Raw genomic sequence first — 13422 nt, forward strand, 5'->3', positions numbered from 1 at the left:
TATGTCCTTTTCTACTTTGTTGGGCCGGCGCTGGATAGGCGGCGCGGCCATGCTGGCGCTCCTAAGCAGTTGCGAGCTATTGGAGTTCAACCCAAATGCCCACAACGGCTCCGGCGACCAAACCGACCTTACGGCCAAAAACCTCGCCCGCCTGGCTGCCAATCCGCTGCCGCCCGGCGACACGCTCCGGTTTGTGTTCACCGGCGACTCGCAGCGCTTCTATGAGTACAATGAGCGGCTGGTGGCAAGCGTGAACCAGCAGCCCGGTATTTCGCTACTAGTCGTAGCCGGCGACATTTCGGACTTCGGGATGGCTCGCGAAATGCGGCTGGTGGCCGAGCGCCTCAACAAGCTTAAGGTTCCGTACCTCACCGTCATCGGCAACCACGACCAGGTGGGCAATGGGCGGGAAGCATACCAGCACGTATTCGGGCCGTTGAACTACTCGTTTGTGTATGGCGAAACCAAGTTCACGTTCATCGACACCAATAGCCGCGAGTACAACTTCAACGGCCGCATACCCGACGTGCCCTGGCTACAACAGCAAGTGAGCAACTTGCAAGGGGCCAAACGGCAGGTGGTGATGTCGCACGTACCGCCTCAGGATGATGATTTCGATAAGCAACTGACACCAGCCTACACTCGGGCGCTGGCTACGGCCCCCAAAATGGTCTTCGAGCTGAACGGGCACCGGCATTCCTACAGCATCGGCCAGCCCTTCAACGATGGCGTGACGTACATCAATTCGCATGCTTTCGAGCGCGACCAATATGTAATTCTGACTGTCTGGAACGACGCCAACGACCAGCCTAAGTTTCGCCTCAAAACCGTGACGTTCTGATGCGCCTACTCCTTACACTCGCATGCATAGGCGCCGTGGTACCAGCGCTAGGCCAAAATCTTCCCACTGCAGCTACTGCACCTAGTGCAGTTCCGGCGGCGCATCCGTGGTACCGACCCACCCACTTGGTGCTGCAAACCGCCGGTGGCATGGGCATGGTGGCCGGCGGTGTGGGCTATACCCTGTTGCACGACCGGCTGGAAGCGGATGTGTTGGTGGGCTACGTGCCAGAAAAACACGCCGGCTCGACCCTCGGCGTAGGCACGTTCAAGGTATTGTACACGCCTTATTCGGTACGCCTGAATGACAAGCTGCAACTGCGGCCTCTCACGTTCGGGGTCTACGTGACGCATACGCGGGGCGTCATCAACGATGGGGAGCCCAACCAGTATTACGATGGGTATTATTGGTTTTCGCGAAACACTCGGCTGGGTCCGTTGCTGGGCAGCCGCCTCACCTACGGCTACAAATCGGTGGCGCACCCTGAGCGGCAGAAGCGCGTTTCCGCTTACTACGAGCTAGGTTCCAACGACTTGTACCTGGTGACGTACTTCAGCAACGCTAACCGCAAGGCTTTAAGCCCGATTGATATTCTCACGCTGGGTTTGGGCGTGAAGCTGGATTTCTGAAGACAGGCACGGCCTTACTAAATGGGCTACGTGGCTATTCCTGACGGGCTAAATATTTCTCTCGGGCCTCGGCCAGCAGCCGCAGCACGGTGGCCCGTTGCCGAAGCAGGTTTTCCATGAGGGGGCGTTGTTGGCGAAACAAGCGCAGGGCCCGTACCCGGCGCACCCGGCTCGCTAGCTGATTCCAATACGACAAAGCGTAGAAACCCGTTAGGGGCAAACTCAGGGCGTAGAGGGTGGTCCAGCGCCAATCTTCAGTGAAGTGGTGGACCAGCGCAATCTGCAAGACATAGCCGATGCTAAAAGTCAGCATGCCCACCACCATCATGATGGGCGCCACAAACTCCACCTCTTTGGTCGCGCGCTTGGCTACCACCGACGGCAGCTTGTACGGCAGGTAGTTGTTCACAGCGCCGTACAGATACACCGGCAAGCCCAGCGCCAGCTTCACCACGGCCCGCAACGCCCGCTCCCCCCGCGTACGCCCCACCCGCTCCGACTCCAAGGCGTCGTCGGTGAGGCCCAGGCGCTGAAGTTCTGCTAAGTAGGCGCTTAAGTGTGCCCGTGCCTCGGTCAGGCGGCCAGGGTCGTGCTGGTCGAAATAAGCTACGGCTTGCAGCAAGGTGCGGCTAAGCTGGAAGTTATCGTAGAGGGTACGGGGGTCATCTTCAATGAGATGACCGGTGAAAGTGCGCTCCAATTGCTGCACCAGCTCGTCTTCGGCCGCGTCGCGCGTGATAACGAGGCGCTGCTCTAAGTGGCGGCGGAAGTCTTCGGTGAGCTGGTCGGCGGCGGCTAGGGGGTCCCGGTAGTATGCCTCGGCGTAGTCGGCCACCCGGATGGGCGGCGCTACGTTGATGAGCACGTCGGAGCGGAAATGCTGCGGGTCGAAGTAGTTGATACCCACCGGCAACAAGCGCAAGCCCAGCTTGAAATCGTGCCGGGCCTCGGCCCCCAGCGCAATGCGGGCCGCCCCGGTTTTAAGGGGCCGCAGGCGCCGCTCACTCACGCTGGTGCCTTCCGGAAAAATCATGACCGTGCCACCCTTGCCTAGGTAGTCATAGCACTTGCCAAACGTGGCCTCGTTCTGGGCGGCCATCTGCTCGTTCGTGACGGGAGCTCCATCGGTTTCCACATCCTGGCGGCGGTAGATGGGAATGGAATTGCCGGAAGTGAGAATAGCGCGCGAAATCGGGTTCTTGAAAAACGTGCTCTTTGCCAGAAACGCAATGGATTCGCGCCGGTTGGCGGCCACTACTAGCGGGTCCATCAGGGTGTTGGGGTGGTTGCTGACCATGAGCAACGGCCCTGGGGTTTGCAGCCGGTCGCGGTGCCGGATTTCCAGGCGGCGAAAGAATACGCGCAGCGCCACCTGCACCAACGGCTTCATGACAGTATAGAAGAGCATAGACAGCAAGTACGGCGGAACTCGGATAACGACCAAGTTTGCCGTGCCTGCTGTCTATGCTTTTCGGGAGGCCTCGCCGAGCTACACCGTATGCTACGAGTTCATCACCTTGTTCTGGCGGTTGATGGACTCTAAATGCACCGCTTCGAGGTAGCTGTGCACGAACTCCGGCGAGATACCCACCTTCTCGGCTTGGCGCAGGCTGCGGTCCAGAATCTCGCTGTAGCGGTTGGTTTGCAGGATGGTGATGTCGTTGTCTTTCTTGTATTGTCCGATTTGCTGGGCTACGCCCATGCGGCGGCCGAGCAGCTGCATGATTTCGGTGTCGAGCTGGTTGATTTGCTCGCGCAGGCCGGCTAGCGCGGTCTGGAATTCGCGCTGGTTGTTGGGCTCATGGCGCCATACCAAGTGCTCCAGCATATCCTTGAGGGCGGCGGCGGTTACCTGCTGCTTGGCGTCGCTCCAGGCATTGTCTGGGTCGGGGTGCGACTCCAGCATCAGGCCGTCGAAATCCAGGTCAATGGACTGCTGAGCTACGGCGGCCAGGGTGTCGCGACGGCCGCAGATATGGCTAGGGTCGCAGATGATGGGCAGTTCCGGCATCCGGCGCTTCATCTCGATGGGCAAGTGCCACATGGGGGCGTTGCGGAAGTCGGTGTTGCCGTAGCTGGCGAAGCCGCGGTGAATCAAGCCCAGGTCTTTAAGGCCAGCCTTCGCCAAGCGCTCCACGGCACCCACCCACAGCTCCAGCTCCGGGTGAATCGGGTTTTTCACGAGCACTGGAATATCTACGCCCCGCAGCGCGTTGGCTATTTCCTGCACCGAGAACGGGTTGCCGGTGGTGCGGGCACCCACCCACAACACATCCACTTCGAACGCCAAACAATCCTCTACGTGCTTGGCCGTAGCTACTTCCACGGCTACGGGCAGGCCCGTTACCTCTTTGGCTTTGCGCAGCCACGGCAGCCCTTTCGTACCGATGCCCTCGAACATGCCCGGCTTAGTCCGCGGCTTCCAGATGCCGGCCCGCAGCATGTCTACCCGCCCCGTGGCAGCTAGTTCAATGGCGGAGGTTAGCAGTTGGTCTTCTGTTTCGGCGCTGCACGGCCCGGATATCAGCAGTTGCTTTTTGTCGATGCGCGCCGCTTTCGGCGTAGGAGCAGTTTGGTTCATGGTATGAGGTACGTTTGTGATGTAGTGGATGTATGCTGCCGAGCCACCATTTGGCAGTGCTTCGAATGGCTTATGAAATGATTTTGCGGATGTGGTTGGCTTGTTCAATGGAGTGCCGCAGCCCTTCGTAGTCTTCCTCGGCCAGCAGGCGGCGCAGTTCTTGGAGTTGCCGCAGGTGCTCGTCGAGCACATCCAGCACGTTGGTGCGGTTCTGGCGGAAGATGGGCACCCACATAGCGGGAGAGCTTTTCGCCAAGCGCACCGTCGATTCAAAACCGCCGCTAGCCAAATCAAAGATACGCTGCTCTTCTTTCTCTTTGTTTAACACCGTGAGAGCCAGCGCAAACGAGGTAATGTGCGAGATGTGCGACACGTAGGCCGCGTGCAGGTCGTGGTCGGCGGCGTCGAGGTAGAGCAGGCGCATGGGCAACGCCCGAAACAGAGTTTCCACGGTTTGCACAGCATCCGGGTCGCTGCGCTGCGCATCACAGACCACCAAGGTTTTGCCGGCAAACAACTGCTGCACCGCGGCTTCGGGCCCCGAGTATTCGGTACCTGCCATGGGGTGAATGGCTACGAACCGCCCGCGGTGCGGATGGTCGGCTACGGCGGCCAGTAGCTTCTCCTTGGTAGAGCCAACGTCCACCACCACCTGGCGGCTGGTAGCGGCATCGAGCACCTGAGGCAACACGCCGAGCATGGCATCCATAGGCACGGCCACTACCACTAAATCGGCGGCGGCCACGGCCGTGGCCAGGTCGGTTTCAATTTCGTCGATCAAGCCTAGCTCCAATGCCCGGTGCGCGTGCTCTGTGCTGGCCTCCACCCCAATGAAGCGGGTAGCCAAGCCTTGCTGTCGGAGGCTCAGCGCCAACGAGCCGCCAATCAACCCGATGCCAATGATGGTTACTGTGGTCATGTCTTGTAGTCCGATGATGGTTACTGTCGTCATGCCTCTTAGACACTAGATGTGTGGGAGGCCGTGGGGTGCTACACGTGTACTTTGCGCGCCGCCACTATGCGCTCCACGGCTTTGCGAAGCACGGCTTCGCTCTGGCACAAACTCACTCGAATGAACCCGTTGCCGTTGCTGCCAAAGATGCCGCCCGGGGTAATGAATACGCGCGCTTCCTGCAATAGCTCGTCGCTGAGGGCGTAGCCATCGGTGTAGGCTGGCGGCACGGCGGCCCACACAAACAAGCCGGTTTGGGTAGGGTCGGGCTCACAGCCCAGCAGGTGCAGCAACTCGAACACCACCTTACGGCGGGCACCATACACGGCGTTCAGCTCCGCAAACCATTCTGCGCCTAGCCCCAGTGCCGCCACGGCCGCCTGCTGCACCGGCAGAAACATACCCGAATCCATGTTGCTCTTGAAGCGCAGGACCTCCCGCAGCCAGTCGGCGCGGCCGGCCAGCAAGCCCACGCGCCACCCGGCCATGTTGTGCGACTTGCTGAGCGAATTCAGTTCCAAGGCCACTTCCCGTGCGCCGGGCACCGCCAGCAAACTCATGGGATTGTCGTTGAGAATGAAGCTGTACGGGTTGTCGTGGATCAGCATAATGCTATGCTGCTGGGCAAAGGCCACCAGGCGCGCCAGGAAGGCAGCATCGGCGCGGGTGCCGGTGGGCATGTGAGGGTAGTTGACCAGCATCATCTTCACCTTGGTCAAGTCCGAAGCGGCCAGGGCGTCGAGGTCGGGGAGCCAGCCGGCCGCTTCGGTCAGGTCGTACTCGCGGATGGTGGCGCCGCAGATTTCTGCTACGGCCCGGTAGGTGGGGTAACCCGGATTCGGAATCAACACCACGTCACCGGCTTCCAAGAATGTCATCCCGATGTGCATGAGGCCTTCCTTGGAACCCAGCAGCGGCAACACCTCGGTGGCGGGGTCTAGGGTCACGCCGTAGGCCCGGCTATACCACTCGGCCACGGCTGCTCGCAACGCCGGAATGCCCTGGTAGCTTTGATAGCCGTGCGTGGTAGGCAGGGCAGCCGAAGCAGTAAGGGCTGCCGTTACGCTCGGGTGCGGCGGCAAATCGGGGCTCCCAATACCCAGGTTGATGATGTCGGCGCCGGCTTGGTTGAGGGCCGCAATTTCGCGCAGCTTCTGCGAGAAGTAGTATTCACCGGTGTTGGCTAGGCGCTGAGCGGTTGAAACGTGCATGGCAGATTGGGACTGATTGGTTGCTGATGGTTGGGTTGTTAGTTGTTGGAAACTGTTGCCCTAGGTTCAAAAATTGACAATCAACTCAATGACCTAGCAATCAACACTCAGCGACCAACACTCGACATTACACACTAGTAGTATTCGCCTCTCTGATAGGCACCCAGCACTTGCAGGTCGTCGGTGAGCAGGGTAAGTTCTTGCAGCAGCACCGGCAGCTGGCTGGCTTCCTCGAACTCGATATCGGCGTGGAAGTAGTACTGCCAGGTGCGGCCCGGCCGGGGGCACGACTGTAGTTTGGAGAGGTTGAAGTCGTGGCCAGCCACACAGGTCAGGACCCGGGCTAGGCTGCCGCGCTGGTGGTCGGTGTGGAAATATAGGGAGGCTTTGTTGGCCGAACTCGTGGACCGCTCGGGGTCTTGGCGCTCCAGCACCAAAAAGCGGGTGTAGTTTTCGGGGTCGGCGTGAATGTCGGGGGCCAGCACTTCCAGGCCGTAGAGGCGGGCGGCGGCTTCACCGGCCACGGCGGCAATACCGGTTTGGCTTCTTTCGCGCAAGTGCCGGGCGCTGAGGGCTGTATCGACGGTTTCAACCAGCTGCCACGGATGCAGCGCCAGGAAATCGGCGCACTGCAACAAGGCCACGGGGTGTGAATGCACTTCTCTGATATCGGCTAGGGCCTGGCCAGGCAGGGCCAGCAGGTGCTGCCGGATGCGCAAGTAGACCTCACCCGTCACTTGCACCGCCGAGCGTTGCAGCAAACTGTAATTAGGTAGGATGCTACCCGCAATGGAATTTTCGATGGCCATCAGCCCAGCGGCGGCGGCACCACTCGTCACCTGCCGCACCACTTCACTGAAGGTAGCGCACGGGGCAATGGCAGTTTCTGCACCGAAGTAGTGGCGGGCTGCCAGCTCGTGAAAGCTGCCCGCGTAACCCTGAATAGCAATGGCGGAAGAAGGCATTCGTACTGAAAAGAGAAGAGGATACTGATGTAAAGACTAGGCTACTACTGCTGAGCGGGCAAGAAAAAGGGCTCCGGTGTGCGGGGCCCTGAGTTTGCGGTGGTGCGGAGCGTTGGTCAGCAGCGGCAAAAACGGGCCTGGTTCTTTGGATAAAAGAACAGGTAATAAAAAAAGCTAAAAAAGGAAGTGAAGGAGCGCATGCGGGAAAGACGTAAAAAAAGCGCCTCTCGAAGTCGAGAGGCGCTGGAGTTTTCGGTTGAAAAAGCTACACGGCGGCTACTCGACTACGCGGAGGCGTAGAAGTAATAAAAGCCAAAAAAGTAACGGTTCTGGTGCATGTGCTGGTAGCTTAACGCTGGCAAGGTGGGGAAAGAATTTCTAATAATCAACTCTTTATTGCGTTCATTATCTGAACTACCAAATGCCCCGACCGCCGTATATACACCTACGATGCTCTACCGACTACTCCTCTTGCTTCTGCTGCTGCCCACCACAGCACACCTTTCTGCGGCCCAAACCAAAGCAGCCGCTACGCCTTCCAAAGCCTCTACGGAAACCCAAACCCTGGAAAAAGCGTCGCAGCTGATCCTCGACCGGAAGTACGAGTCGGCCTTCAAGCTGCTCAACCGCTTCGACCCCAAACACCGCCGCCCGGCCATCGTGCTCAAGCAAACCGAGCTGGCGCTCAACTACAACCTGCGTAGCCGCGAATACGAAGGATTTGGGTTCCGCGACCTAGAGCCCCTCGAACGGCTCGACTCGTTGCGGGCCCGCTACCCCCGGGCAGCTATTCCGTATCCCTTCCCAGTGGAGCGCATTCTGCTGAGCTTGAAAAAGCAGTACCCCACCAACTACAAAATCAGCCGAGCCCTAGGCGACTATTACTACCAAGTGCTACAGTGCGAATGTGCCGAGGCGGAGAAGTCGCCGAACACGCTTATGTCGTTGATTGTCCGCAATTACAGCCTGGCACACGCCCACGGCTACGGCGACGTTAGCTCTTACTACGCCCTCGGGTACGTGCGTATGAGCCAGGGCCGGTTTGCTGAAAGCGTCCCGCACTTCAAACGCGCTGTTCAACTGCGGCCCAGCTACGCCCTAGCGTACTTCAACCTCGCCTACAGCTACAACGAGCTGAAGCAGTTGGAGAATGCCAAAGAAGCGGCTCTCACTGCGGCCACCCTCTTCACCGACGATCCGCAGATGAAGGGAGACGCCACCTATCTGGCTGAAGACATCGAGCGCCGCCTCGCCACTACCACCCCGGCCAACTCGAAAACCAGTTCCAAGAAAAAAATGTAACCTACGGGTGTAGCATCCATGGCGAAAGGCTAGCGAGGCTGCATCCGCTAGCTTCGTACGGTCTACAAACAGCAAGGAGCCGCAACGTTGCGGCTCCTTGCTGTTTGTAGACCTTGTGGCTAGCGGTGGGAAGTTGCGCGGTGGTCGGGGTGCCTACCGCTTCACCACTTGGGCTGGTACGGGGCTTTGAGAGCCGCCCGTAAACGGCAGCCCGAGCAGCCGGGCCGTGATGGGAGCTACGTCTTGCAGCGCCATTTGGGGCACCACCTGCCCGGCCGCGAAGCCGGGGCCAAAGCCAATGAAGCCCGTTTGAATCTGCCCGAAATCGGGGAAGAAGCCGTGGGTGCCGCCTTTACCGGGCCGTACCACCTCGCCTTCGCGGCTGCCGTTCATCGAAACGCCTGGTACGGGAGCCAGCGCCAGCGCCACGTTCGGGTCGGCGCCAATCTGGTCTAGCTCGGCGCGCTCCACTACCCGGAACAACTTGCGCTGCTCAGCGGGCGCGGCGGCCAACAGCCGGCGCACTTGCTCTAGCGTTTTTTTGTCGTTCTTGGTTTTCAGCATCAGGAACGCAGCGGCGCCGGAGGTGTGGAATTGCGCTTTCCAGTCGCCTTTGTTGGCACCGTAGAGGCCGTTCTGCGCCAGCCACACGTTGGGCGCTAGCGTGGTGGTGATGTCCACGAAGCCATGGTCACCGGTTACTATCACGGCCGTTTCCTTCTCGATGCCAGCTTTGGTGAGGGCTTCCACGATGTTGCCTACCACCCAATCGGCGGTGGCTAGGGCCCGGCGCACGTGCTCCCCGTCGCGGCCGTCTTGGTGCTCGGCGTGGTCTACCCCGAATACGTGCAGCGTGAGCAGCGCGGGCTTGTAGGTCGACATTAGGTAGGCGGCAATACGGCTGCCGTTTTCGTCGCCGCTGACGTAGTCGCTGCTCATGTCGCGGGCCGTCAGCTTGCCGGTGGCATTGGTTTCGATTTCCTCCATCAAACCCTTGGGCACGGTTTGCTCGCGCACCGGTGTGAACCGGTCCATATTCTTGTCGAGCGACCAGTATTCGGGCACGTTGTAGTCGATGGGGGCGCCCACCGACACGGGCCACATCACAGAAGCCGACTTGAGGCCCGCTTTGTGCACGGCATCCCACAGCGTCTCGGTCTTAATCAGATTTTCCTCCCAATACCAGCGCCCGGTAGCCCCATCTGGTTCAAACGGCGAATTGTAATAGATACCGTGCTGGGCCGGGGCCACACCCGTAATGAGCGTGGTATGCGACGGATACGTCACGCTCGGGAACACACCCCGCACGCCGTCGGCGGAGGTGCCTTGCGCGGCCATGCGCTGCAAGTTGGGCGTCGGCCACTTCGCTTCCCGGTAGAAATCAGGCCGGAACCCGTCAATGCTAATAAGAACTACGTGCTTGGCAGCTTGGCCGAACGAGGTGAGTGCCAGGCCGAAACTTAGGCCTAGGGTGGCAATAAACGACTTCATATCAAGAGAAGAAAACGGGACAAAGACTTGACGTGTGCTCGAGATTGGGTTGAAGCTCATCCTTGTCATGCTGCGCTTGCCAAAGCATGACAACTCCCAAACATGCTCTTAGAAAGAATAGCGGGCCCCGAGCTGCAACTGATAGGGCGTACCGTTTTGGTTGGTAGTGCCCACGTTTTCGTTTACGCGGTAGGTGTAGCGGCGCGTGGTCTGGTTGAACCCGCTGACCGTCAGCAAGCTCTGGTTGCCGAGGTTGTAGTTCACACCCCAATCTTTATTGAGCAGGTTGGCGAAGTTGAAGGCATCCACGCTGAAGGTGAGGCCCTGCGTTTTGAACAGCTTGAAGGTTTTTTGCAGGCGCACATCAAACGTGCCCGAGAATGGGTTAATGCCCCCGTTGCGGTCGGCAATGCCGCCGAGGCTGCGGCGGATGTAGTCTTTGGCGCGGTTGTCGGGGTTGTCGAGCACTTTCTGCATAGAGGCCGCCACGGCCGGGTCAGTTTCCGGGTTGTTGGGGTCAAACACGAACGCCAAATCGTTGTCGGTGCCGGGGCCGCCCACAAAGTCACCGTTGATGTCGGCGTCCGTGAGCAACGAGTAGCGGCTGCCGCCCAAGCCCGTGAAGCGCGCACTCAGCGCAAAGCCCTTCACGGTGGGTGAACTACCGAAGAACACCACCTTGTGCCGGAACTGGTTGTCGGAGTAGTTGATTTCGCTTAGGCTGCGCGGGTCCGACTTGATAGGCCGAAACGTGGAGGTATTGGCCACGTTGCCGTTGTAGGAGGTGTTGTCGCGCGTGTCGTTGAGGGTGTAGCTGGTGTTGAAATATCCGTCGCGGAAGTAGCGCACCTCGGCATCCACAATCAGCGCCGCCTGCTGGACTTTGGCGCCGTTGGTGAACTCCAGGGTGCGGCCTACGGCCTGTGTTTTGCGCCCAAGCACGTTGTTGGTGATGCCCGCGCTGGTGATGGTGTTGGCCGGCACAAACACGCCCCGGTTGGCTTCGTTGTCTAGCGTGAAGTACGGCCGGTCCGCCAGGTTGCGGTCCAGGTACACGTAGTTGTCGCGGGTGTAAGAGTACACCAGGTTCAACCCCACCCGCAGCCAACTCTTCACAATGCGGTTCACACTCAGGTTGGCCTTGTAAATGTTCGGCACCTGCAAATCCTTGTCGTTCAAGTTGATGGTGGACACATATGGCACACCCGGCAGCAAGCCCGGAGCCGAGGAAGGGTCGGCGCGGTAGGCCGGGAAGTCGGGGCGGGGCACTGGGTTTTCGCCTGTGGCTGGCCGGGTCACATCAATGGAAGCCACCTGGGTGCCGCTGTTCTGGATGTTGTTGACCTGCGCGTAGTTGACAGGGTTGGCCGAGAAGATGCCCGCACCCAGCCGCACAATACTTTTCCGCTCGCCCTTCACGTCCCAGGTCAGCTGCACCCGTGGCTGGATGTTGTTCCAGTCGGTGGGGTTGTTGTCGGTCCGCAGGCCAAGGGTTTCGTTCAGCACCGGGTTGTAGGCTCCCGCCGTGAGGTAGCTGGTCATGTCCCAACGTACCCCCACAATCGCCTCCACGTTGGGCAACGGCGTGTACTGCGCCTGCCCAAACAACGACGTATTGAGCACGTACTGCTGCACCGATGGCACGCCTTGCAGCGGCACTTCCCGGGCGTACCGAGTTGGATTCAAATTGTCAAACTCCTGCACGCTGTTGAACACAAACCGCCCGTTTTGCTCGCTGGAAATGTAGGTATCCAGGTACGTCAGGGTGTTGTCGGTGCCGAAGGTGAAGTTGTAGCGGCCCTTGGTCAGGTAGGTGGTGTTCACCAGTTGAATCTGGTTTTCCAGGTTGTTTTCCGGGGTGAAGCGCTGGCCGCCGAGCTGCACCGAGGTGCTGCCCTGACGCCCGTTGGGCAGGCGCGAGCGAACCGTCACAATGGCCCGCGGAATGTTGGCTGCCGGCAGCTGGTCGTTGGGCGTGTAGTCGCGCCTCACGGTCTGGTACTGCACCTTCAGCTCGTTCAGTAGGTTAGGGCTGAACTGCGTGCGCAACGAAGCCAAGGTGCTGTTCTCGCGCGACTTAAAGTTGCCGTACACCTCGTACAGGTTGATGGCCGAGTTGTCGTCGGTGCTGTTGGGGTTGTCGTAGTCGCTGTAGTTGTTGCGCAGCGTCAGGCGGTTCCGCTCGTTGATCTGCCAGTCGAGGCGTGCGAAGAATGTGTTGTTTACCGTGCGGCGGCCAAACTCGCCGGTCTGGGCGGCACTGCTCAGGCCGTACTTGGTGCGGGCAATGGTCAGTACCGTGTCCAGCGCCCCGCGGCTAATACCGAGGGCGTTAGCATCGGCATCCGACTTGATATCGGCAATGAAAAACGGCGCCGACTGATCTTGCCGGTCCAGGGCCGTGAAGAAGTGCAGCTTGTCTTTGATGATGGGGCCACCGAGGCTGAAGCCGTACTGGTTGGTGGTGAAATTTTGGGTGCGGCGGTTGCCCCGAATGTCGTAGGGGCTGGCCAGAAAATCGGCGCGGTAGTAATCGAAGATCGAACCAGTTAAGGTGTTGGTGCCCGATTTCGTGACGGCGCTGATGGTGCCACCACCCTGCCGGCCTTGGGTTACATCATACACGTTGGTGGCTACCTCAAACTCACGAATTGCCTCCAGCGACAGTGAGTACGGCCCGTTGCCTACCGCCCCCGACGTGAGGTTGTTGCGGGCGCTTACTCCATCAATCAGGTAGTTGGTTGATGATGGTAACTGCCCCCCAACGCTCCCCCCGTTCGAGGTGGGAGCCAACGCGGCCAGGTTGGCAAAGCTGCGGTTTAGCACCGGAATCTGCCGGATGGTTTGGTCGGTGATGGCCGTGCTGCTGCCGAGCCGGTCGATGCGGCTGTTGAGGGCATTGCCGCGCACCACCACTTCCTGCAAGCCCACCGTAGCAGGCTGCATGGTGAAATCCACGGCTAGCTGGTCGCCGAGGTTCAGCGCCAGCTCGTTTTTCACTTGGTTGGCCGAGCCGATGTAGCTGGCCCGCACGGTGTAGGGCTTGCCGAGCGGCAGCTGCCGCAGCAAGTAGCGGCCTTCGGCATTAGTAACCGTAGTGGTTTGAAAACCAGTTGCTTCATTACGAACTACTACGGTCACGCCCGGCAGCGTCACCCCTTTTTCGTCTACGATGCGCCCCGCAATGGACGCGTCCGTCGATTGGCTGAAACCAGAGCTGGCACTCAGCAGCGCTACTGAACAAACGGTGGAAAAGAGAGGAAAATCTTTGCGCATAGCAACAGGGTAGAATGAAGCCGCAAAGGTTCCTACTTGGTGTAAAGCCAATATTATGGCTGTAAGACGATGGTGTTATCGTTTTGCCAGGATAAGCCTGCACTTTTCACAGAGACTTCATACACCGCATAGCATCGGCACACCAACCGCCTGCTTTCTTATAGCCGTTGGGCT

10 protein-coding genes are annotated in these 13422 nt (G+C 59.6%); 3 read left to right on the top strand and 7 right to left on the bottom strand.

Translation table 11 applies throughout. The annotated features are described in order from the left end of the window. Position 1 precedes the first annotated feature (1 nt). Complete coding sequence (locus MTX78_RS22745; RefSeq protein WP_243798617.1) at positions 2-841, top strand: metallophosphoesterase family protein; 840 nt, start codon at positions 2-4, stop codon at positions 839-841. Beyond that, positions 841-1470 carry a hypothetical protein gene (locus MTX78_RS22750; RefSeq protein WP_243798619.1) on the top strand — a complete coding sequence of 210 codons (630 nt, stop codon included), beginning with the start codon at positions 841-843 and terminating at the stop codon, positions 1468-1470. The genes MTX78_RS22745 and MTX78_RS22750 overlap by 1 nt, the downstream gene beginning before the upstream one ends. A 34-nt stretch (positions 1471-1504) precedes the next feature. Here MTX78_RS22750 and MTX78_RS22755 read toward each other — a convergent pair whose 3' ends face one another. From MTX78_RS22755 to MTX78_RS22775, 5 genes are all read right to left on the bottom strand, one after another. Next, positions 1505-2878: a lysophospholipid acyltransferase family protein gene (locus MTX78_RS22755; RefSeq protein ID WP_243798621.1), complete on the bottom strand. Its 1374-nt coding sequence runs from the start codon at positions 2876-2878 to the stop codon at positions 1505-1507. Between the two features lie 93 nt (positions 2879-2971). Then, positions 2972-4051 carry a chorismate mutase gene (locus tag MTX78_RS22760; protein WP_243798623.1) on the bottom strand — a complete coding sequence of 360 codons (1080 nt, stop codon included), beginning with the start codon at positions 4049-4051 and terminating at the stop codon, positions 2972-2974. Between the two features lie 70 nt (positions 4052-4121). Beyond that, entirely contained in the window at positions 4122-5003 is an 882-nt protein-coding gene (locus tag MTX78_RS22765) for a prephenate dehydrogenase (protein ID WP_243798625.1), read from the bottom strand. Positions 5004-5041: 38 nt separating this feature from the next. Continuing rightward, positions 5042-6214, bottom strand: a complete 1173-nt coding sequence (locus MTX78_RS22770) for a pyridoxal phosphate-dependent aminotransferase (RefSeq protein ID WP_243798627.1) — start codon at positions 6212-6214, stop codon at positions 5042-5044. Positions 6215-6348: 134 nt separating this feature from the next. Then, positions 6349-7179, bottom strand: coding sequence for a prephenate dehydratase (locus tag MTX78_RS22775; RefSeq protein ID WP_243798629.1), 831 nt, complete (start codon positions 7177-7179; stop codon positions 6349-6351). Between the two features lie 450 nt (positions 7180-7629). Here MTX78_RS22775 and MTX78_RS22780 point away from each other — a divergent pair, with 450 nt between their 5' ends. After that, positions 7630-8481 (top strand): tetratricopeptide repeat protein, encoded by an 852-nt coding sequence (locus tag MTX78_RS22780; protein ID WP_243798630.1) that lies wholly within the window; start codon positions 7630-7632, stop codon positions 8479-8481. Between the two features lie 153 nt (positions 8482-8634). Here MTX78_RS22780 and MTX78_RS22785 read toward each other — a convergent pair whose 3' ends face one another. Both MTX78_RS22785 and MTX78_RS22790 read right to left on the bottom strand, forming a co-directional pair. Beyond that, positions 8635-9972 carry an alkaline phosphatase family protein gene (locus MTX78_RS22785; protein ID WP_243798632.1) on the bottom strand — a complete coding sequence of 446 codons (1338 nt, stop codon included), beginning with the start codon at positions 9970-9972 and terminating at the stop codon, positions 8635-8637. A 108-nt stretch (positions 9973-10080) separates the two neighbouring features. Next, positions 10081-13248: a TonB-dependent receptor gene (locus MTX78_RS22790; RefSeq protein WP_243798634.1), complete on the bottom strand. Its 3168-nt coding sequence runs from the start codon at positions 13246-13248 to the stop codon at positions 10081-10083. Positions 13249-13422 lie beyond the last annotated feature (174 nt).

Source organism: Hymenobacter tibetensis, assembly GCF_022827545.1.
GTDB lineage: Bacteria > Bacteroidota > Bacteroidia > Cytophagales > Hymenobacteraceae > Hymenobacter > Hymenobacter tibetensis.